This window comes from Nocardiopsis codii, from assembly GCF_036327455.1.
In the GTDB taxonomy this organism is placed as follows: domain Bacteria; phylum Actinomycetota; class Actinomycetes; order Streptosporangiales; family Streptosporangiaceae; genus Nocardiopsis; species Nocardiopsis codii.
Genome location: NZ_JAUZMY010000046.1, coordinates 17,943 through 38,177, shown reverse-complemented (window position 1 = coordinate 38,177; position 20,235 = coordinate 17,943). Strand labels below are relative to the sequence as shown.

The following is a 20,235-nucleotide window of genomic DNA, read 5'->3' as shown; positions in this document are numbered from 1 at the left end:
CTACCGCGTGGGGGACCGCTCACCTGTACCCGGCGGCCGGCCGTCTGACGTCCGACCAGGTGCGGGTGCTCCGAGATGCTCGCGTTCTCGCGTGACTTCTTGCTGGTGTTTTGGAGTCCCTCTTATTCATCACGTGCAGGTTCTTGACGTCGAGCGCGTACCCCAGGCCTCCGGCGACGAAGAGTCCGCCGCGCGCGATGGAGAGGATCATGTCGGGTTCGAAGCCGTCGTCGGCGATGGTGCGGGCCAGGTCGCGCATCGCGGTGCCGAAGAGCTCGTAGGTCAGGTTCTCGCGTTCGTCGCTCACGGGTGGTCGTCCTCCTTGCGCGGCGGGGTGGTGTGCACCGGGTCATGCTCCCACCGCAGGCGGGCGGGCACGCGGCACCGCCCCATGCTAGGGCGGTCGCCCGCCCCGCCCCGCCTCCCCGCCTTCTGCGGGAGCCCCCGCGGGCGCCGCGGGCGGCCGGGTCGTCATGGCGACGTGTCGACCGGAAGCCGGTGTCGACTCGCCGACATGTCGCCGCGCACGCGTCCTGAGCGCCTGCTGACAGGGCGCCACCGGGGCCGGGAGGCGGATCTTCGGCCACCTGTCCACCGAGGTGGGTGTTCTGGGTCACATGGATGGACGAACGGTCCATGAAAGGCCCCCGGAACGCGACGTTTTCTTGATTATCGCCCGGTTGTGGCGAACATATGGCAACGAACTGCACCATGAGTCTGTACACATCCCTCGACCCAGGAGGTAGTGGCCATGGCCGATGCCCAGGATCTGCTCCCCTCCGAGCAGCCGGTACGGCTGCTCGACGAGACCGGGAGCCCGGTGGCCGGCGCGGACCTGCCGTTCCCCGGCAAGGACCGCCTCCTCGCCGCGTACGCCTCCCTGGTGATCGGCCGCCGCGTCAACGACCAGGCCAGTGCCCTCGTCCGTCAGGGACGCCTGGCCGTCTACCCCTCGTCGCACGGGCAGGAGGCCTGCCAGACCGGCGCCGCCCTCGCCCTCGCCGAGGGTGACTGGCTCTTCCCGACCTACCGCGACACCGCCGCCGTCATCGCGCGCGGCGTCGACCCGGTCGAGGTCCTCACCCTCCTCAAGGGCGACTGGCACGCGGGCTACGACCCCTACGCGCACCGCGTCGCCCCGCAGGCCACGCCGCTCGCCACCCAGCTCCTGCACGCCGTCGGCGTCGCCCACGCGGCCCGCCTGCGCGGCGAGGACACCGTCGCCATGGCCCTGTGCGGCGACGGCGCCACCAGCGAGGGCGACTTCCACGAGGCGCTCAACTTCGCCGCCGTGTTCAGAGCCCCCGTCGTGTTCTTCGTGCAGAACAACGAGTACGCGATCTCCGTGCCGCTGGCCAGGCAGAGCGCCGCGCCGTCCCTCGCCCACAAGGGCGTCGGCTACGGCGTGAACGCCGAGCGCGTCGACGGCAACGACACCCCCGCCGTGCTCGCCGTCCTCGACCGCGCGGTCGCCGCCGCCCGAGCGGGCGAGGGGCCCCAGCTGGTCGAGGCCCACACCTACCGCATGCAGGCGCACACCAACGCCGACGACGCCTCCCGGTACCGCAGCGCCGAGGAGGTCGACCCCTGGGTCGCCAGGGACCCGCTGCTGCGCATGGAGGCCTACCTCAAGCGCAAGCGCCTGCTCACCAAGGCCCGCCGGGCCGAGATCACCGACCGCGCCGAGGCCGTCGCCACCGCCATGCGCGAGGGAGTCTCCCGCGACGCCGAACCGGACCCCTCCGAGCTGTTCGCGCACGTGTTCTCCACCCCCACCCCGCAGCTGCGGGAACAGGCCGCCTTCCTGGCCGACGAGATCAGCAGAGAGGGCAGCTGACATGGCGACCGACCCCACCAAGCTCTCCATGGCGCAGGCGCTCAACCAGGCTCTCCGCGACGCCATGTCGGAGGACGCGAGCGTCTACGTCTTCGGTGAGGACGTCGGCCCCCTCGGCGGCGTCTTCCGCATCACCGACGGCCTCACCGCCGAGTTCGGCGAGAACCGCTGCTTCGACACCCCTCTCGCCGAGTCCGGCATCGTCGGCATGGCCGTGGGCATGGCGATGAACGGCATGCGCCCCGTCGTCGAGATGCAGTTCGACGCGTTCGCCTACCCCGCGTTCGAGCAGATCGTCAGCCACGTCGCCAAGACCCGCAACCGCACGCGCGGCCGGGTGGGCCTGCCCCTCGTCATCCGCGTCCCCTACGCGGGCGGCATCGGCGGCGTCGAGCACCACTGCGACTCCTCCGAGGCCTACTACGCGCACACGCCCGGCCTGACCGTGGTCACCCCCTCCACACCCCACGACGCCTACCACCTGCTGCGCGACGCGATCGCCTCCGACGACCCGGTCGTCTTCATGGAGCCGAAGAAGCTCTACTGGGGCAAGGAGGAGGTCGACCCGGCAGCACCCTCGCCCGGCATCGGCAGGGCGGTCGTGCGCCGCCCCGGCACCGACGCCACCCTCATCGCCTACGGACCCGCCGTGGCCACCGCGCTGGAGGCCGCCGAGGCCGCCGCGCAGGAGGGGCGCAGCCTCCAGGTCGTGGACGTGCGGTCGCTCGTCCCCTTCGACGACGAGACCGTGTGCGAGGCGGTCCGGTCCACGGGCCGCGCCGTCGTGGTCGCCGAGGCCACCGGGTACGCCAGCGTCGCCTCGGAGATCGTCGCCCGGGTGACCGAGCGCTGCTTCCACTCCCTGGCCGCCCCGGTCCGACGGGTCACCGGCTTCGACATCCCGTTCCCGCCGCCGAAGCTGGAGCGCTACCAGCTGCCCGGTGTGGACCGCGTCCTGGACGCGGTCGACGACCTCCAGTGGGAGGACCAGTGACGACGCAGACCTTCGACCTCCCCGACCTGGGTGAGGGACTGACCGAGGCCGAGATGGTGCGCTGGCTCGTCGCCGTCGGCGACACCGTGGCCGTCGACCAGCCGATCGCGGAGGTGGAGACCGCCAAGTCGATCGTGGAGGTACCCACCCCGTTCGCGGGCACCGTCAGCGTGCTGCACGGCGGGGAGGGCGAGGTGATGGAGGTCGGCAAACCGCTGATCAGCGTCGCCGCCGACGTCCCCGCCGGAGCTTCGGCCGCGTCGGCGCAGCGGGAACCGTCCTCGGCGGAGTCGGCGGCGGGCGAGCGGTACCGCGAGGAGGAGCGTGCCGGATCCGGCAACGTCCTCATCGGCTACGGCACCCCGGACGACGGCGAACCCACGGGGAGGCGCCGCCGGCCGCGCCGGAGCCCGGCCGCGTCTCCGGCCCGGCCGGCCGCGCCCCGGGCGGACAGCGCTCCTGGACCGGAGGCGCCCGCCGCCCCCGTCGCTGCGCCCGATCCGGCGCCCGTCGGGGCGGGGCGGCCTCCGCTGGTGACGTCGCCGCTGGTCCGCCAGATGGCACGCGAGGCCGGGCTGCGGATCTCCGAGGTCGCGGGCAGCGGCCCCGGCGGACTCATCACCCGCCGCGACGTGGCCGCGGCGGTCGAGGCCGCGCGGGCCCCCGCCCTCGCCCCGGTCACCCCGATCGCCCCGGAGGGGGCGCCGGTGACCGCGCCCGTTCCGGTCGGCGCAGTGGACCCGCGCACGGGGCTGGCCGAGTCCCGGCGCGCGGCCATGAGCGGGTTCCGCAGGAGCGTCGCAGCCTCGCTCTCGCGCAGCCGGCGCGAGATCCCCGAGGCCACCGTGTGGGTGGACGTGGACGCGACCGGGCTGGTGGACCTGCGTCGGTCCGATCCCGACGGTCCGGGCCTGCTGTCCTACGTGGCGCGGTTCGTGCTGGCCGGTCTGCGCGCCCACCCCGAACTCAACGGGCTGGTCGACGCCGAGCGCGACGAACTGGTCCAGTACGACGGGGTCAACCTGGGCCTGGCCGTGCAGACCGACCGGGGCCTGGTCGCCCCGGCCGTCCTGGGCGCGCACCGTTTCACCACGCTGGAACTGGACGGGGAGATCCGCCGCGTCACCGCCGCCGCCCGCGAGGGGAGGGCGACCCCGGCCGAGATGACCGGGGGGACCTTCACCCTCAACAACTACGGGTCGCTGCGGGTGGACGGCAGTGCCGCCATCATCAACCACCCGCAGGTCGCGATCCTCGGCATCGGCCGGATCATCGACCGCCCGTGGGTCGTGGACGGGGAGCTGACCGTCCGCAAGGTCACGCAGCTGTCGTTCGCCTTCGACCACCGCGCGTGCGACGGGGGGACGGCGGCGGGGTTCATGCGCGTTGTCGCCGACGCGATGGAGAACCCGGCCGGGGCCATCGCCCGCCTCTAGGTCGTTGACGGGCCCGCCGCACCGCCGCTCCGGCGGTCGCGCGGCGGGCCCGCCCGCGTCAGCGGCGACCTCCCCCGAGGGGGCGGTGGAGCCGACGCGCTCCCCCGCGCCGCGGGGGTCACCGGACGGGGACGCCGGGGCCGAGCGGGAGGTCGAGCGCCCACCATCCGAGGAAGAGCAGGGTCCACCCCGCCAGGACGGTGAGGCAGACCGGCAGGGTGAGCGCGATCAGCGTGCCGATCCCCGCATCCCGGCGATAGCGCTGGAGGAGGCCCAGCACCATGACGAAGTAGGGGCTCATGGGGCTGACGACGTTGCTGGCGGAGTCGGAGATCCGGTACACCGCCTGCGTCGTCTCGGGAGGGACGTCGAGGAACATGAACATGGGGACGAAGACCGGGGCGATGAGCGTCCACTGCGCCGACCCGCTGGTGATGAGCAGGTTGAGCACCGTGGAGAACGCGATCATCCCGAGGAAGAGCAGGACGGGGTGGACGCCCGCCGAGTCCAGCACCTCCGCGCCGCGGATCGCGGCGACCTCCCCGATCCCGGTCCAGCCGAAGTAGGCGAGGAACTGCGAGGCCGCGAAGAACAGGACGACCACGGGCGCCATGTCGCGCACGCCCTTCGCCATGGCCTCGGGGATGTCCCGCGCGCGGGTCAGGGTTCCCACGGTGCGGCCGTAGACCGCGCCCAGCACCAGGAAGAGGATCCCGAGCACGTAGGCGACCCCGGTGACGAGCGGTGAGTCGAGCACTCCCCCGGTCGGGCCCCGCAGCGGCGACGCGGGGGGCACGAGCACGGCGGCGAGGAGTGCGACGGCCGCCACCAGGGCCAGGCCCGTGTTGCGCAGGCCCCGCCGCTCGGTGGCGGTCAGGACCAGGGAGCCCAGTTCCTCCCGCGCCTCCGCCCCGTCCCCGTCGGCCCCGCCGATGCTCCTGGCCAGGACGAACTCGGTCACGAGGGTGATCAGGCCCGCCAGCACCACCGCCGAGGCGGCGGAGAAGTAGTAGTTGTCCAGGGCGGTGACGACGTACCCGGGGTCCACCAGCCCCGCGGCCTCGGTGGTCAGGGCGGCCAGCAGCGCGTCGGTGGGTGTGATCAGCAGGGACGCGTTGTACCCGGAGGCGACGGAGCCGAAGGCCACGACGATGCCGAGGACGGGGCTCCGCCCGGCGGCGGCGAAGATCAGCCCGCCCAGGGGGATGAGCACCACGAAGGCGGCGTCGGACGCGACGCTCCCGGTGACGCCGGTCAGGGCGAGGGCGAAGGTCAGCCACCGGTCCGGGACCCGGGTGACGCTGCCGCGCAGCATCGCGCTGAGCAGACCGGCCGACTCGGCGACCGACACCCCGAGCATGACGACGAGGATGACCGCCAGCGGCGGAAAGGCGGCGAAGTTGGCGACGGCGTCGCCGAACACCACCTGGGCGCCGCCGGAGGAGAGCAGGCTCCGGACACGGACCGTCTCACCGTCGACCGGGGAGACGGCCGACACGTCCAGGGCGCTCAACAGGGCGCTGAGCAGGATCACGATCCCGGCCATGAACGTGAACAGCCAGAACGGGTGGGGGAGCTTGTTCCCCACGCGCTCCACGAATCCGAGGACGCTCAGGAGCAGGCGCACCGGTGCCCCGGGGGTGGCGGACGCGGACCTGGTCACCCTGTTCCTCCGGCCTGCCGTGCGGGACACTGCGCCGTCACCTCCCCGGGGGCGGGGTACGGCACCGACAACCAGCGAAGCTACCACGGGTGATGTATCGGCTACTCCGGGTTTGGCATGTGGGGGGGCGGTAGGGGCAGGGCTGCCGGAAGGGGGTGGAGCCTCCCGTCGGCACGGACCGGGTCCGCGGGGCGGACGGTGAGGGGCGGGTGTCGCCGTGCCCCGGGGTCAGGCCGTCGCGCTCCCGCTCACCGCCGGGGCTCCGGGGTCGTAGGCGTCCTGCTGGTCGCGGCGGCTGCGTCCCTGCTCGCGCTGCTCGCCTCCGCGCCTGTCGCGGTGTACACGGCGGCGGCGCTGTGGGGCCTGGGCTGGGGCGGGGTGCCGACACTGTTCCAGACCGCGGCGGCCGACGCGGGCGGTGACGCGGCCGACACAGCCCAGGCCGTGCTCGTCCCCCTGTGGGACGCGGCCATGGCGGGCGGCGGGGTCCTCCTCGCGGTGGTCGGCACCGCGGCGCTGCCCTGGAGCGTCCTCGCGTTACTGGCCCCGGTCCTCGCCGTGCGGGGACCACACGCCTCGGTCGGCGGACACACAGGTCCTCGCCCGACTCCCTTGCTACCCTCGGGGCCGGAAGCGCGGCGGAGCGCTCGACACCCGGAACGGAACGACCGGCGGCGCACGGCGCCGTCGATCGCGTGGGAGGCGGACATGGCGGACGACCGGTGGACCGTCGACTTCTGGCTCGACCCCTCCTGCCCCCTGACCCGCAACACCGCGCGGTGGATCACGTCGCTCACCGGGCACGTGCCCCTCGACGTCCGATGGCACGTGATGAGCCTGTTCCTGCTCAACGAGCACCGCGACGAGGACCCCGAGGGCGACACCGAGGGCTACCTCCGGATACCCGCACGGGTCGCCACCGCCGTGCGGAGCGACCACGGGAACGACGCGCTCGGCGCCTTCCACGACGCGCTCTGGACCGATCCCGACGGTACGCACCGGGAGTGGATCGGCGACATCGCCGACGCCCTGCGCCGCTGCGGGCTACCGGCAGACCTCGCCGACGCCGGGTGGGGAACCGGCTACGACGCTGCCCTGCGCGAGTCCCACCAGGACGGGGTCGGCCGTGTCGACGCGGAGATCGGAACACCGGTCCTCGCCGTCACCACGCCCGACGGCGCCCTTCCCGCCGTGTTCGGACCGGTCGTCGCCGAGGTCCCCTCGCAGGCCGACGCCGTCCGCCTGTGGCAGGCCACCCTCCTGCTGGCGGGCGTCCCGGGCTTCCGCGAGCTCAAGCGCTGACGCGCCGGCCGCGGCACCCGGTACGGAACCGTCCGGCGTCCGGGCCCGGACCCTCCCGTCGGCGTCATGTCGACAAGTCCTCACGGAACCGGGGTCAGGACCTACGAATCCCTGGCTGCCCGGAGCGTCCGGCCCGGCCGCCCCCGGCCGCGTCACCGCCGGGGGCGCCCTCGTGAGCTCACGCAGTCATGTCGTCGTGTCGTCGTGTCGCCATGCCGCCATGCCGCCATGTCGACTCGCCGACACGTCGCCGAGGAGAGATGACGACGTGTCGGCCCGCCCGCAGCCGCCTCCTACGCCTCGCCCTTGTCGACCAGGGTGAGCACGTCGTACGTGGCGACGGGCTCGTCGTCCTGGTTCGTGACCACGGCGTCCCAGCGGACCTCGCCGTACTCGGCGTTCGTGCGCGGGGTGATCTGCTTGGCGGTCAGCGTCACCCGGATGGTGGCGTCCTCCTTCACCGGGGTGAGGAAGCGCAGGTTGTCCACGCCGAAGTTGGCGAGCACGGGGCCGGGCGCCGGGTCGACGAACAGGCCCGCCGCGAGCGACACCACCAGGTAGCCGTGCGCCACGATCCCGCCGAACAGCGGGTTGGCCGCCGCGGCCTCCTCGTCGGTGTGGGCGTAGAACGTGTCACCGGTGAACTCGGCGAAGTGGTCGATGTCGGCGCGGGTGACGGTGCGCTCCGCCGACGCGATCGTGTCGCCGATCCGCAGCTGCGTCAGGTCCTTGCGGAACGGGTGCACGTCCCCGACCGACCGCCGGGACCCGGTGGTCCAGTGGCCGGTGATCGCGGTGACCATGTCCGGCGGGGCCTGGATCGCGGTGCGCTGCATGTGGTGCTTGACGCCGCGCACGCCGCCCATCTCCTCGCCTCCGCCCGCGCGCCCGGGACCGCCGTGCACCAGCACGGGCAGCGGCGACCCGTGGCCCGTGGACTCCTTGGCGTCGTCCCGGTTGAGCACCAGGATCCGGCCGTGCCACGGAGCCAGGCCGAGGACGACCTCGCGTGCCACGTCCGGGTCGTTGGTGACCAGGGAGCCCACCAGGCTGCCCCGGCCGCGTGCCGCCAACTCCACGGCGTCGGCGACGCCGGAGTAGGTGATCACGGTGCTGACCGGGCCGAACGCCTCCACGTCGTGCGGCTCCTGGGCGCCCTGCTCGGCGCGCAGCAGGACCGGTGACATGAACGCCCCGGACGCGGCGTCGGCGCCGGTGGTCTCGACGGAGTCGGGGTCGCCGAAGACGATCTCGCTGGAGGAGCGCAGCGCCTCGACCGCCTTGCGGACCTCCTCGCGCTGTTCGACCGAGGCCAGCGGGCCCATGCGCGCCGCGGGGTCGTCGGCGGCGCCCACGACCACCTTGGACAGGCGGTCGACCAGGGCGCCGGTGACGGCGTCCGCCATCGCCTCGGGCACGATCACCCGGCGGATGGCCGTGCACTTCTGCCCGGCCTTGACGGTCATCTCGGTGACGACCTGCTTGACGTACAGGTCGAACTCGGGGTCCTCGACGGTCACGTCCGGGCCGAGGATCGAGCAGTTGAGCGAGTCCGCCTCGACGTTGAGCTGCACGCCGCCGGCGACGACGTTCGGGTGGCTGCGCAGGGTCGCGCCGGTCGCGGCGGAGCCGGTGAAGCCGACGATGTCCTGGGCGCCCAGGTGGTCGAGCACGCCGCGCGCGCTGCCCGCGAGGAACTGGAGGGAGCCCTCCGGGAGGAGCCCGGACTCGACCATGCGGCGCACGACGGCGGCGGTGAGGTAGGCGGTCTGGCTGGCGGGTTTGACGATGCTCGGCAGTCCCGCGAGGAAGGCGGGGGCGAACTTCTCCAGCATGCCCCACACGGGGAAGTTGAAGGCGTTGATCTGCACGGCCACGCCCGGCCGGGAGGTGTACACGTGCTGGCCGACGAACGTGCCCTGCCGTCCGAGCTGTTCCAGGGGGCCGTCCAGGATGACCGTCGCGTTGGGCAGCTCGCGCCGGCCCTTGCTGGAGAAGCTGAAGAGGGTGCCGAAGCCGCCGTCGACGTCGACCATGGTGTCGCGTTCGTTGGCGCCGGTCCGGTGCGAGAGCGCGTAGAACTCGTCCTTGTACCCGGTGAGGTGCTTGGCCACGTCCTTGAGGATGTTCGCGCGCTGGTGGAAGGTCAGCCGCCGCAGTGCGGGGCCGCCGACGCGGCGGGCGTGGTCGATCATCCCGGCGACGTCGAGGCCTGCCGCCGAGATGCGGGCGACGGTCTCGCCGGTGTTCGCGTCGGCCAGGGGTGCGCCCTCGTCCGCGGGGGCGAACCACGATCCCTGCGCGTAGCTCTCCAGTACTTCGGACACCTGACGGTCCTCTCCTCGGGCGGTGGGTCTTCCGGAACAGTATTACAGACCGATCGTTCAGTAAATAGGGATCGCGTGGGCATGCCCGCCCTCACCAGGGATTTCGCACGGCTCCGCAGCAGGTCGGACCCCCTCGCGGTCGGGAGTTTCCTGCGTCCCGGTCCCCCGCGGACCACACCCGACCCCGTCTCGGACCGTCCCGAACCCGGGGGTGTTCCGGGCCCGAACCAGCTCCGGCCCGGTCCCGAACCCGGACACAGGCTGCCGAAACGACTCGTCGCTTTGTCGACATTTCCAGCGTCGCGGCACAGTGCGTTCTCTGCCCCCGATCCTGTAACAAACGGCCACTGCCGGACAGAAGGAGGGTGACACCGCACGGAAGGGATCCGATGAGCAGAGACAGGGATGACGGGGACCCCGCCAAGGGGCAGTTCACCCGGTTCTTCGAGCGGCACTACGACGACGTCTACCGCTACGCCGCACGCCGGCTCGGCCCCGACCACGCCGACGACGTCGCAGCCGAGACCTTCAGTGTCGCCTGGCGCAGGTTCGACCGCCTGCCCAAGGACCATCCGCTTCCCTGGTTGTACGGGGTGGCCCGCAACGTCGTCCGCGCCCGATCGCGTCGCGGAGGCCTGCGTGCCGAGGTGCTCAGCTCCTTCGAGGAGGGGGCCGCACGGGTACCGGCGGAGCCCGACACCACCCGCCGGGTCGAGGAGCGCGACGAGGCACTGCGCGCCCTGGGGCGGCTGAGCGGCAAGGATCGCGAGCTGGTGATGCTCCTCGCCTGGGAGGGCCTGGAGCTGGCCGAGGCGGCCAGGGTCCTGGGCTGCACCACGGCCACCGCGCGGGTCCGCCTGTTCCGGGCCCGGCGTCGGATCGAGGGGTTCCTCGACCCGTCCCCGCCCGTCAGGGCGCAAGGTCCCGCACCCGTGAGAGTCCCCGTGGAGGAAGCATGAGCCGCACCGACACCGACGCCGTCCGCGCGCTGCTCGCCGCGCACGACCCCGCCGCCTCGATCCATGCCGACCCCGCGAACCGGGAACTCTCCCGCGTCGAGGTGATCGCCTCGGGCCACCGCCGGTGGCGCGTGTCCCACCTGGCTCCCCGGCGCCCCGTGTTCCGGATCGCGCTGGGCGCCGCCGCGGCGCTCGCGGCCCTGGCCGTGGTGGGTCCGTTCGCGTTCCCCTCCCCCCGGCCCGCCTACGCCGGGCCGCCGCCCGCACCGCTGGAGGTCGCGTCGGTGGACCTGGAGCAGGGGCGCGAACCGCTCCTCGCCCTGGCCGAGACCGCGGAGGGGCAGCCCGCGCACCCGAGGGCCGGGGACGTCGCCTACGTGCGCACCTCCCAGTGGACCCTCACCTACTCGCAGGACCTGGACACGGACGAGGCCGGCTGGGGCGTCCTCCCCGTGCGGGACGAGGTGTGGCGGACCCCGCACGAGTCCGGCCTGCAGATCGAGACCCCGAGCGTCCCCGACCACCTGGGCGGCGACCCGAACCCCGTCCGGCGCCTGTTCGAGGACGGGCCCACCGAGTGGGAGTGGGGCGGAGGCGAGGGGGGCGACGGCATGTTCTTCTCCCTGGAGCCCGGCTCCCTGTCCGAGGACCCCGGCGTCCTGGCCGACCAGCTGATCGGGGAGGGGGCCGTCGACCTCCCCGACGCCGAGGACGGAACGAAGATCCTCTACGTCCTCCAGCAGCTGTACGGGGAGGCGCCCGTGGAGCCCGGAGTGCAGGCCGCGGTACTCCGCGTCCTCGCAGAGGAGGAGGACGTGATGTTCGCCGGGACCGCGCGCGACCGCGAGGGCCGGGAGGGCCTGCTGTTCGTGGCCGAGGAGGACACGGGGGACGGGCTGCTGCTGGAGCGGCGGATCATGTTCGACGCCGGGACGGGGCAGCCGCTCTACCACGAGACCCTCACCGTGGAGTCTCCGTCCGAGCCCGACACGGAGCTCCCCCGGGTCAACAACTACACGGTCCTGGCGGAGTCCGCGTGGGTCGCCGAGATCGGGGACACCCCCTGATCCGGAGAACGGCGGGGCCGCGGACGCGTCCGCGGCCCCGCATCCGGGCACGTGGGTGACCGTCCCGAACGTGGTCGGGGCGGTCCGGAAACCGGTGCGGGCCCGGACCCGAACCAGCTCCGGCCCGTCCCGAAACCGGACACGGCCTGCCGAAACAACTCGTCGCTTTGTCGACATTTTCCGGGCGGGGCTCCGGGGGGCTCACCGACAGGCGGCCACGGCGCCGGGCCGACAGATCGCCGAGTCGCCAGGTCGCCGAGCGGTTGTGTCGCCGTGTCGCCGGATCTCCGTGTCGTTGTGTCGCTGTGTCGCCGTGTCGACATGCGGCGACGGCGCTACCGGGTGAGCGCGAGCACCTCGGCGCCCCGGAGCCCGGCGAGCAGCTTGCCCGGCACCAGGACCTTGGAACGCCGCAGGCCGCTGCCGACGACCACCTCGGCCGCGGCGGCGACCGCCTCGTCCACCAGGACCGGCCACCCCTCCGGCAGCCCCAGCGGCGTGATACCCCCGTACTCCATGCCGGTCAGCCCGGTCGCCTCGTCCATGGGGGCGAACGACGTCTTGCGGGCGCCCAGGTGGCGGCGCACGATCCCGTTGACGTCGGCACGCCGGTCGGCGGGCACCATGCACGCCGCGTAGGACAGCTCGCCGCCGCGCTTGGCGGCGACCACGACGCAGTTCGCGCTGGTGTCCAGGGACATCCCGTACGCCTCGCAGAACTCCGCGGTGTCCGCGAGGCCCGGGTCGATCTCGGCCACGCGGGCCTCGCCGAACCCCCGGACGGCCTCCAGAACGGGAGCGGCCAGAAGGTCCGGGCGCTCGTCGGCGCGCACCCAGTGCAGTTCAGCGGACATGACACACCTCAGGTCGTCGGTTGGCGGACAAGGGCCAGGTTAGCGACCCGTCAGGGGCGGGCCGAGCCGGTCGGGACCGTCGTCCCCGGCGGCGCGGTGACGGCTCCGCCGGCCGTCCGGACCGGAGACGGCCAGCAGAGCCAGCTCCGCGAGCCCTTCGGCCCGGTAGCCGGGCCAGCCGTGCACCGCCTCCAGGTACTCCCCCGGGATCGCCCCGGCTCCCCAGCGGGCGCCGAGCAGCGCCCCGGCGATCGCGGCCACGGTGTCGGTGTCGTTGCCCGCACGGACCGCGGCCTGCACAGCGGGCACGAAACCGTCGGGCTCGCGGACCACCGCCGACCAGGCCGCCTGGAGCGCGCTCACCACGAACCCGTTGTTGTGGAAGAAGTGCGGCGGGCGCGCCTCGGCCTCGTCCAGCCATGACTCCCACTGGCCGCGCCGGTCCTCCGGCAGCAGCCGCAGGCCCCCGCGGACCCCGGCGGTGTCGCCGTGGACCACCGCGTGCCGCACACCCTCGCACCACAGCACGCACGCCTCGGAGGCCAGCGGGTCCGCGTGGGTGAGCCTGCTGTACCGGTCGGCGGCGACCGCCAGGCCCTCGGGGTCGTCCAGGTAGGCCAGGGCGAGCGGTCCGGTGCGCATCAGGGACCCGTTCCCCGCGCTGGGGACGCCGTCGTCGAAGCGCTGGGCGGAGACCCGCTCCATCACCTCGGCGACCTCAGGGGTCCGGAAGGCGTGGCCGGACTCCCGCATCACCGCGCGGGTCTGGTTGCCGATGTCGGAGGCCCCGTTGTCCGCCCAGTCCAGGAACGCGTCGGCGGTCCGGCACAGCGCCTCCGCCGACAGCGGGTCGGCGTGGTCGCGCAGGGTCAGGGCGATGCACACCGCCATCTGGGTGTCGTCGGAGTACTCGCCCGGCTCGTACGGTCCGAGCCCGCCGCCCACCATTCGGGGCACGTGGTCCGCGGCCAGGACCGGCCCGAACTCGTACGGGACGCCCAGGGCGTCTCCGCAGGCGGAACCGAGGAGGACGCCGACGGCGCGATCGTCCGTGCTTCCGGGAAGAGGCAGGTTCACAGGTTCCTCGCAACGTTTCGGTACCGGGGGTGCTGCGACTCGACCCTATCGACAGATACCTGTCCGCATTCGGCCTGATCGAGGACGAAAGGTCATGGTTCATAGCCGTAGAATCCGTCTCATGGAGACCCCCACTCCCGATCCCCTCTCCGGCCACACTCTGCACGGACGCTACGTCCTGGGCTCCCGTGTCCGCAGTGGTGCCTCCGGGACCGTGTTCGCAGCTCACGACCTCCGCGACGAGCTGACCGTCGCGGTCACCGTGCTCCACCCGTGGCTGACGGGGGACCACGGGGCGGTGCACGCCTTCCTGGGGCGGGCGCAGACGCTGGAGACCGTCTCCCACCCCGGCCTGGCGCGGGTCCTCGGCCACGGTCGCGACGACGCGCACGTGTACGCGGTCGCCGAGTACCTGCCCGGGGAGACCCTCGCCGACGCCCTGGGGGACGGCGAGGAGTTGCGGTACCCGCCGCACACGGCACTCTCGATCGTCGTCGGGGTGCTGACCGCTCTCGACGCCGCCCACCGGGCGGGGATCGTCCACGGCGACCTGGACGCCGGCAAGGTCGTGATGGACGACGGCGGGCTGGTGCGCGTCACCGGGTTCCCGCTGCTGTTCGACGCCGCCGAGGACGCCGGGCCCGAGACCCGCACCGACGTGCGCGCCGTCGGGGTGCTCCTCCACACGCTGATGACCGGCGACTTCTCCGAGGTGGACGACACCCGGCCGCTCCGGCCCTCGGCCGTGCTCCCCGACCTCCCGCCGGACCTGGACATGCTGGTCGCCAACGCGACCGACCCGAACCCGCGCTACCGCCCGCGTGACGCGGGCCAGTACCTCACCCTCGTCGAGCAGGTGAAGCGGTCCCTCCCCAGGACCGACGTCGACCGTGCCGGCGACACCCGTCCGATCCCCGTCGTCACCGACCTCCCGGCCGAGGGGCCGGGGGACCGGTACGGGCCCGAGGACGACCGGACCGGTCCCGTTCCGATGTGGCGCCGCGCCCCGGTGCTCGCCGCGGCGGGTGTGTTGGTGCTCGCCCTGTCCGCGGCCGGGTGGGCACTCGCCCCCGAGGGGGGAGCCGCGCTCCCCGACGTCCTGGGCAGCGATCCGGAGGCGGCCGAGGCGCAGTTGGCGGCGCTCGACCTGGAACTGGTCGTCGCGTTCGACGAGACCTACAGCGAGACCGAGGTCGTCGGGTCCGTCGCCGACACCACCCCGGAGGCGGGTTCCGACGTGGAGCGCGGCGACGAGGTCATGCTGTGGGTCTCCGCGGGGCCGCAGTTCGCCGAGATCCCCGACGTGGTGGGCGGTACCGAGAACGAGGCGCGCGACGCGCTGCGCGAGACCGGCTTCACCCACATCGAGGTGGTCCAGGAGCACTCCCCCGAGGAGGCGCCCGGAACGGTCCTGTCGACCGTCCCCGCGACGGGGGAGGAGGCTGACAGGGACGAGGCGGTCACCGTCCACGTCAGCGAGGGGGTCATCGTCCCGACGCTGCTCGGCATGGGGCAGGAGGAGGCGGCTGCCGCCCTCACCGGGCTGGGCCTGACGGGTGAGGTCGTCGAGGCGCACCACGAGACGGTGCCCGAGGGCGAGGTCGGCGGTCAGACGCCCGAGCCGGGCACGATCCTCCCCGAGGAGGGCGCCGTCACCCTCACGGTGTCCCTCGGCCCGGAGCCGGAGGACGAAGAGGACGAGGACGAGGCGGAGGAGTCGGAGGAGGCTTCCACCCCCTCCGAGGACGACCGCGGTGACGGCGACGGCGGCAGGGGCGACGGCGGTCGCGGCGATGGTGGTCGCGGTGACGGCGGCGGAGGCGGCGGAGGCTGGGGCGGCTCCGGCGGCGACTCCTGCGCGGTCGGGTCCTGGAACGACGGCACCGTCTACGACACCGGTGACCAGGTCAGCTACCGGGGGCGTGTGTACGAGGCGCGCTGGTGGATCCAGGGTGTCCCGCCGACCATGGGCGAGGAGTGGGGCGTCTGGGAGGACCGGGGTTCCTGCTGACCGGTCCGGGACCGGTCGGGCCCTGTTGTCGGGATCCCCGGTCCTTCGCGCTCCGGGCCGTGACGCCCTCAGCGACCAGCCCTGGAACGCCTTCGGCCACGCTGACCTCAACGCCCGGTTCCCCAGGCCACCTGGGCCTTGACCGTCCATATCGCCGGTCGCAGGATGGGAGGGGATCCCTTGCCCCCGAACAGCTGGGAGAGTCAGCATGAGGTTGCGCCTCGTGGCAATAGACCCTGGTACCGACGGTGACCACTGTCCGGCGGTTTTCACTGATGAAGGCAGTGGGGATCTGATCCTCCAGGGGTGGACCGTCACTGATCCGGAGACGATCCTGGCCGCCCGGGAACATGAACCCCTGAAAGCGACGGAGTCACTGGTCCTGCTTCCCGCGCGGTTGAACCACGCTGTTCTCCGGTGGGTGGACGCGGATGGGCGACACAGCGGCAAGGAACATCCGAAGGTAGGAACCGAGGTCGGGTTCGTCCACGGGTCCACGGGGGATCTGGTTTTCCGGGGACTGACGGTCGTGGACCCCGACGACCTGAGCCAGGTCAGGGAGCATTCCCCCACGGCTGACAACGAGCTGGTGATCAGGATCGGCTTCCACGAGGCAGGACGGATCCGGGAGGTGATCGCCGGTGACACCGATTCCCCCTTTTCGTGAACTCATCGCCGGCACTACACACAGTGCGATCCATCTGGAGATGCGCGACTCCTACACGCCCACTGACCAGAGGTTTCTGCGATGGAAGGCCGGACACTCGATCGAGAGGCCTGCCAATCCGGCGTGGGTCGGCCTGGTACGCGACCACGTCGCCCGGGGTGTGAGCTTCCGACGGGCGAGGATCGTGTCCGAGCCGGTCACGGACTACATCCGGTTCGAGCACGAGATCACCAACGGGGTGAACATTGCGGCGGGCGAAAAGGTGCGTTGGCTCCCGCGTAGAGCGGCCTCGGATCTGTGCCTGCCCGGCAACGACTTCTGGGTGTTCGACGAGAAGATCATCCGGTTCCACCACTTCAGCGGCGATGGTGAGATCGTCGAGGATGAACTGGTGAAGGACCCGGACACGGTTCGGATGTGCGTCTCCGCCTTCGAGGCTGTGTGGGAGCGTGCGTTGGACCACGAGAAGTACCAGCCCTTCTGACGCCCGCGGGGGCGTGTAACAGACTGAGCTCATGACCGATTCACCCTCATCGAGTGTTCGGCGGGCCAGGAAGGAACTGGCTACGCGGTTGCGCGAACTGCGGAAGGACGCCGAGCTGACTGCCCGCGCGTTGTCCGTGGCAGCGGGATGGCACGAGTCGAAGACCAGCCGGATCGAATCGGGTGAACGTCTGGTGTCCGATACCGACGTGCGCATCTGGTGCCGGATCTGCGGTGTCTCCGAGCTCGCGGACGACCTTGTGGCGGTTTCGCGGGACGTGGACGCGATGTACGTCGAGTGGCAGAGACAGCACCACGGCGGTCTCCGAAGGGCTCAGGCTGCACGCGCCCCGCTCTACGAGCGGACCCGACACATGAGGGTGTACTCCTCGACCGTGATGCCAGGTCTCTTCCAGACCCCTGCCTACGCCGGGTCCCTGCTCTCAGCCATCGCCTCCTTCCGTCGTGTGCCGAACGATGTGGAGGCAGCCGTGGAGGCACGGACAGCCCGCAATCGGGTGCTTCACGAAGGGGATCACCGATTCTGTGTGCTGATGGAGGAGTCCGTGTTGCGCTACCGGATCGGAGACCGCGAGACGATGCGCGGCCAGCTGGAGCACCTCCTCGGGGTGATGTCGCTTCCCTCAGTGGCTGTCGGCGTGGTGCCGTTCGTAACTGAGGAACGGCCGGTGTGGCCGGTGGAGACGTTCACGCTCTTTGACACGGATCGCGCCCATGTCGAGACCCTGTCCGCGCAGATCACGGTGACCGCGCCTGGGGAGTTGGGGCTTTACGCGAGGGCTTTCGAGGAGTTGGCAGGTATCTCCGTGTTCGGTGCGAGGGCCAGAGCGACGATCGTCTCAGCGATGGGGGCGCCGGAGTGAACGCGCAAGTTTGCGCAAGTTCGTTGGTCCGGTTCCTGGGGTCGACCTAGCGTTGGCACTGCGGGCGGCGAGTCACCGCCCGAAGACGAAGGAGCCAACACATGCTCGCGCCACCCTCTCCCCCGATCGACTTCGCCCCACTTCCCGGCCCACGCATGGTCGATCCGCACTGCCCACGGTGCAACGGCACCGGCACGGTCATAGAGAGCGGCGACGGGCAGGGCCCCTGGACCGACAAGCAGATGGTTCCCTGCCCCCTCTGCAATTGAGAGAAGGACTGTGACTCCGCAGAACGATGGCGGCCCTCCGACCTCGGAGGAGTTGCGCGCACGCATGGTCGCGGCGATGGACGCCACCGGACGAGTGGCCGAGGCGTTCAGCACCGTCCCCCGGCACCGGTTTCTTCCGGAACGTATCCGCCCCCTGATGTCCCAGGAGTGGGTGAACCGGGCTGACGACCCGGACGCGTGGGCGGAACTCGTCCACAGGGACGAACCGGTCGTCACCCAGACCGACGACGGAGCGCCTGGCGGCCCGGGGGTTCCGTCCTCCTCCTCGTCCATGCCCTCGGTGATGGCACGGATGATCGAGGCTGCTGGGATCGGACCGGGCATGCGGGTTTTGGAGGTCGGCACCGGGACGGGGTACAACGCTGCTCTGCTGGGAGAACTGGTCGGTTCGGCCGGGCGCGTGACGACGGTGGAGGTCGACGGGGCACTGGCGGATCGTGCCCGAGGAGTCCTCAGTGACGCCGGATACACCGTCCGGGTGGTGTCCGGCGATGGCGCGGACGGTTGCCCGGAGGATGCCCCGTTCGACGCCGTCATCGCGACCTGCGCTGTGACACGGGTTCCCGCGGCATGGTTGTCGCAGAACCGCCGGGGCGGGGTCGTGGTCACGCCGTGGACTCCGAACGCCGCACTGCCCGGCGGGCTCATGGCCAGGCTGGAGGTGGGCCGGGGGTGGGCCGAGGGCCTGTTCGCGGGAGGGACGTCGTTCATGCTCATGCGCTCACAGCGGTGGGGAGGCGGCGCGGGTCACGACCCACGGAGCGAGCCCGAGGACGTTCGGGAGGTGGCCGACGATCCCCGTCGGGTGGTGCTGGACGAGCGCTGCGGCCCCCAGCTGGCCATGATGGTGCCCGCGTGGCGGTGGGGGGTGGACTGGCCGAACGGGACCGACGGCGATCACCGGGTGTGGCTGTCCTCGCTCGACCGCCCGGCGTGGGCGCGGCTGCACGCGAACGGGCGCGTGGAGCAGGCCGGACAGCGCCGGTTGTGGGACGAGATCGAGACCGCTCACGCGTGGTGGTCCGAGCGGGGGAGCCCCGCGATCACCGGATACGGGTTGACGGTGGAGGGAGACGGGGAGCATCGGGTGTGGCTGGGGGACCCGGACGGGCCGTCGTGGGTGCAGGAGGTCCCAGGCGTCTAGCGGAGTCCGTGCCGTACTGGGCGATCCCACGCCTTGGCTCCGGAGTCAGGTTGTCCCTGGATGAATGCGAAGAAGGCCTCGACCGTTACGGTCGGGGCCTTCTTCTTGTGCGTCTACGCCTGGACATGGCGCGTCACAGCGAGAAGCGCTTGCCACTCGTGGGCGCTGGCGAAAGTGATGTGGCCCAGTTGGCGGTTCTGGGTGTCGCGCATGGCCGCACCCTGCGGTAGGTCGGCGACCTCGACGCAGTTGTCGCCAGATCCGCTGTAGGACGACTTGCGGAAGTTCGGGGGGGTGGGTGAATGCATGGGTGCGTCCTTGCTAGAGGAGTGATTCCAAGAACTGGACCGAGGCATCCGGTGACTCGGCCGCGCTACAGATGTGGCCGAAGATGCCGACGTAGTGCTGGATGGCCTCAGGCTGCTCCAGATACAGGTCCTCGGTAGCGGTCTCGATATAGACCAAGGGCAGATCTGCTGGGTCGGGGAAGTCGAGCAGCATGAAGCTGCCGTCCATTGCGGCGTGAGAACCGGCCGTGTCTCGGATCACCTGGATGTCGATGTTGGGCCGTTCCGCCATCTGCACCAGGTGACGCACCTGGGCGGACATCACGTCGTCACTGCCGACGCGCTTGCGAAGCGCAGCCTCATCCAGCACCGCCCATACACGTGGTGGGGAGTCCAGAGCCAGGATGTCCTGGCGCTTGACGCGTCCAGCGACTTTTCTGGCGATGTCCTCATCACCAAGGACTCGGCCGCCGCGAAGCATCGCAGCCGCGTACTCAGGAGTCTGCAGCAGGCCGGGGATGAGCAGGGCCTCGAAGGTTCGGATCATGCTGGTGCCGGATTCGAAGTCCGCCAAGCCGCCCCGGAGCACGTCTTTGTAGTCAATCCACCAGCCGCGGACACGCGACTCACGGGCGAGGGACATGAGCGCCTCCCGCATCTCCTCGGACAGTTCGTAGACCTCACTGAGGTCCTTCATGTCCCGTACGGAGGGGAGCTTCCACTCGTTCCGCTCCATGCGCGAGAGCTTCCCCGACGCCCATCCCAGCTGCTTGTTGACGCTCTCGATCTTCAGCGATCGCTCTTCGCGCATGCGTCGAAGAAGGGCGGAGAGCCGCCTTCGTCGCGCGCTGGGGCTGTATCTGCTGTCGGACACCGTGCGTCACCTCCTGGCCAGCCTGATCATAGGCCAGCCCTAGGGATCCAGACATATCACCCAACTGTGAATCACATCT

Annotated in this window: 17 protein-coding genes and 1 pseudogene; 11 read left to right on the top strand and 7 right to left on the bottom strand. The window is 71.7% G+C overall.

Annotated features, from left to right (window positions below):
- Nucleotides 1–124 precede the first annotated feature (124 nt).
- Nucleotides 125–307: pseudogene (locus Q8791_RS29335) on the bottom strand (phosphoribosyltransferase); the annotation flags it as partial.
- A gap of 444 nt (nucleotides 308–751) precedes the next feature.
- Between Q8791_RS29335 and pdhA the strand changes: the two are divergent.
- The 3 genes from pdhA to Q8791_RS29320 are packed head-to-tail and all read left to right on the top strand — an operon-like array spanning nucleotide 752 to nucleotide 4,267.
- Entirely contained in the window at nucleotides 752–1,837 is a 1,086-nt protein-coding gene (pdhA, locus tag Q8791_RS29330) for a pyruvate dehydrogenase (acetyl-transferring) E1 component subunit alpha (protein ID WP_330095091.1), read from the top strand.
- 1 nt (nucleotide 1,838) lies between these two features.
- Entirely contained in the window at nucleotides 1,839–2,831 is a 993-nt protein-coding gene (locus Q8791_RS29325) for an alpha-ketoacid dehydrogenase subunit beta (RefSeq protein ID WP_330095090.1), read from the top strand.
- Nucleotides 2,828–4,267: a dihydrolipoamide acetyltransferase family protein gene (locus tag Q8791_RS29320; RefSeq protein ID WP_330095089.1), complete on the top strand. Its 1,440-nt coding sequence runs from the start codon at nucleotides 2,828–2,830 to the stop codon at nucleotides 4,265–4,267. Before Q8791_RS29325 ends, Q8791_RS29320 begins: the two co-directional genes overlap by 4 nt.
- 118 nt (nucleotides 4,268–4,385) lie before the next feature.
- Here Q8791_RS29320 and Q8791_RS29315 read toward each other — a convergent pair whose 3' ends face one another.
- Nucleotides 4,386–5,894, bottom strand: coding sequence for an AbgT family transporter (locus Q8791_RS29315; protein WP_330095093.1), 1,509 nt, complete (start codon nucleotides 5,892–5,894; stop codon nucleotides 4,386–4,388).
- A gap of 372 nt (nucleotides 5,895–6,266) precedes the next feature.
- Here Q8791_RS29315 and Q8791_RS29310 point away from each other — a divergent pair, with 372 nt between their 5' ends.
- Nucleotides 6,267–7,232 carry a mycothiol-dependent nitroreductase Rv2466c family protein gene (locus tag Q8791_RS29310; RefSeq protein ID WP_330095088.1) on the top strand — a complete coding sequence of 322 codons (966 nt, stop codon included), beginning with the start codon at nucleotides 6,267–6,269 and terminating at the stop codon, nucleotides 7,230–7,232.
- A gap of 293 nt (nucleotides 7,233–7,525) precedes the next feature.
- Here Q8791_RS29310 and paaZ read toward each other — a convergent pair whose 3' ends face one another.
- Nucleotides 7,526–9,559 carry a phenylacetic acid degradation bifunctional protein PaaZ gene (paaZ, locus tag Q8791_RS29305; protein ID WP_330095087.1) on the bottom strand — a complete coding sequence of 678 codons (2,034 nt, stop codon included), beginning with the start codon at nucleotides 9,557–9,559 and terminating at the stop codon, nucleotides 7,526–7,528.
- Nucleotides 9,560–9,948: 389 nt separating this feature from the next.
- On the opposite strand from paaZ, the gene Q8791_RS29300 reads away from it, so the two are divergent.
- Nucleotides 9,949–10,518: an RNA polymerase sigma factor gene (locus Q8791_RS29300; RefSeq protein WP_330095086.1), complete on the top strand. Its 570-nt coding sequence runs from the start codon at nucleotides 9,949–9,951 to the stop codon at nucleotides 10,516–10,518.
- A complete protein-coding gene (locus Q8791_RS29295) occupies nucleotides 10,515–11,585 on the top strand; it encodes a CU044_5270 family protein (protein WP_330095085.1) in 1,071 nt (356 codons plus the stop codon). Before Q8791_RS29300 ends, Q8791_RS29295 begins: the two co-directional genes overlap by 4 nt.
- A gap of 335 nt (nucleotides 11,586–11,920) precedes the next feature.
- Here the strand turns inward: Q8791_RS29295 and Q8791_RS29290 are convergent, their stop codons facing one another.
- Together Q8791_RS29290 and Q8791_RS29285 are read right to left on the bottom strand one after the other, a co-directional pair.
- Nucleotides 11,921–12,439, bottom strand: a complete 519-nt coding sequence (locus tag Q8791_RS29290; RefSeq protein ID WP_330095084.1) for a YbaK/EbsC family protein — start codon at nucleotides 12,437–12,439, stop codon at nucleotides 11,921–11,923.
- A 39-nt stretch (nucleotides 12,440–12,478) separates the two neighbouring features.
- Entirely contained in the window at nucleotides 12,479–13,516 is a 1,038-nt protein-coding gene (locus tag Q8791_RS29285; protein WP_330095083.1) for an ADP-ribosylglycohydrolase family protein, read from the bottom strand.
- 121 nt (nucleotides 13,517–13,637) lie between these two features.
- On the opposite strand from Q8791_RS29285, the gene Q8791_RS29280 reads away from it, so the two are divergent.
- The 5 genes from Q8791_RS29280 to Q8791_RS29260 all read left to right on the top strand — a co-directional run bounded on the left by Q8791_RS29280 (nucleotide 13,638) and on the right by Q8791_RS29260 (nucleotide 18,995).
- Nucleotides 13,638–15,527: a PASTA domain-containing protein gene (locus Q8791_RS29280; RefSeq protein ID WP_330095082.1), complete on the top strand. Its 1,890-nt coding sequence runs from the start codon at nucleotides 13,638–13,640 to the stop codon at nucleotides 15,525–15,527.
- A gap of 208 nt (nucleotides 15,528–15,735) precedes the next feature.
- On the top strand, nucleotides 15,736–16,194 hold the full coding sequence (locus Q8791_RS29275) for a hypothetical protein (RefSeq protein ID WP_330095081.1): 459 nt from the start codon (nucleotides 15,736–15,738) through the stop codon (nucleotides 16,192–16,194).
- A gap of 40 nt (nucleotides 16,195–16,234) precedes the next feature.
- The gene (locus Q8791_RS29270; RefSeq protein ID WP_330095080.1) at nucleotides 16,235–16,678 is read left to right on the top strand and encodes a DUF6879 family protein; all 444 of its coding nucleotides are present in this window, start codon (nucleotides 16,235–16,237) and stop codon (nucleotides 16,676–16,678) included.
- A gap of 31 nt (nucleotides 16,679–16,709) precedes the next feature.
- Entirely contained in the window at nucleotides 16,710–17,561 is an 852-nt protein-coding gene (locus tag Q8791_RS29265; RefSeq protein ID WP_330095079.1) for a helix-turn-helix domain-containing protein, read from the top strand.
- A gap of 279 nt (nucleotides 17,562–17,840) precedes the next feature.
- Complete coding sequence (locus tag Q8791_RS29260) at nucleotides 17,841–18,995, top strand: methyltransferase domain-containing protein (protein WP_330095078.1); 1,155 nt, start codon at nucleotides 17,841–17,843, stop codon at nucleotides 18,993–18,995.
- A gap of 113 nt (nucleotides 18,996–19,108) precedes the next feature.
- Here Q8791_RS29260 and Q8791_RS29255 read toward each other — a convergent pair whose 3' ends face one another.
- Nucleotides 19,109–19,303 (bottom strand): DUF397 domain-containing protein, encoded by a 195-nt coding sequence (locus Q8791_RS29255; RefSeq protein WP_330095077.1) that lies wholly within the window; start codon nucleotides 19,301–19,303, stop codon nucleotides 19,109–19,111.
- A gap of 13 nt (nucleotides 19,304–19,316) precedes the next feature.
- Entirely contained in the window at nucleotides 19,317–20,156 is an 840-nt protein-coding gene (locus Q8791_RS29250) for a helix-turn-helix domain-containing protein (protein WP_330095076.1), read from the bottom strand.
- Between the last annotated feature and the right edge of the window lie 79 nt (nucleotides 20,157–20,235).

Excerpts from the sequence above, each read along its gene's own strand:
- Q8791_RS29255 (WP_330095077.1), bottom strand. The coding sequence starts at position 19,303 with ATGCATTCACCCACCCCCCCGAACTTCCGCAAGTCGTCCTACAGCGGA.
- Q8791_RS29275 (WP_330095081.1), top strand. The coding sequence starts at position 15,736 with ATGAGGTTGCGCCTCGTGGCAATAGACCCTGGTACCGACGGTGACCAC.
- Q8791_RS29325 (WP_330095090.1), top strand. The coding sequence starts at position 1,839 with ATGGCGACCGACCCCACCAAGCTCTCCATGGCGCAGGCGCTCAACCAG.
- Q8791_RS29295 (WP_330095085.1), top strand. The coding sequence starts at position 10,515 with ATGAGCCGCACCGACACCGACGCCGTCCGCGCGCTGCTCGCCGCGCAC.
- Q8791_RS29270 (WP_330095080.1), top strand. The coding sequence starts at position 16,235 with ATGCGCGACTCCTACACGCCCACTGACCAGAGGTTTCTGCGATGGAAG.
- Q8791_RS29300 (WP_330095086.1), top strand. The coding sequence starts at position 9,949 with ATGAGCAGAGACAGGGATGACGGGGACCCCGCCAAGGGGCAGTTCACC.
- Q8791_RS29265 (WP_330095079.1), top strand. The coding sequence starts at position 16,710 with ATGACCGATTCACCCTCATCGAGTGTTCGGCGGGCCAGGAAGGAACTG.
- pdhA (WP_330095091.1), top strand. The coding sequence starts at position 752 with ATGGCCGATGCCCAGGATCTGCTCCCCTCCGAGCAGCCGGTACGGCTG.
- Q8791_RS29280 (WP_330095082.1), top strand. The coding sequence starts at position 13,638 with ATGGAGACCCCCACTCCCGATCCCCTCTCCGGCCACACTCTGCACGGA.
- Q8791_RS29290 (WP_330095084.1), bottom strand. The coding sequence starts at position 12,439 with ATGTCCGCTGAACTGCACTGGGTGCGCGCCGACGAGCGCCCGGACCTT.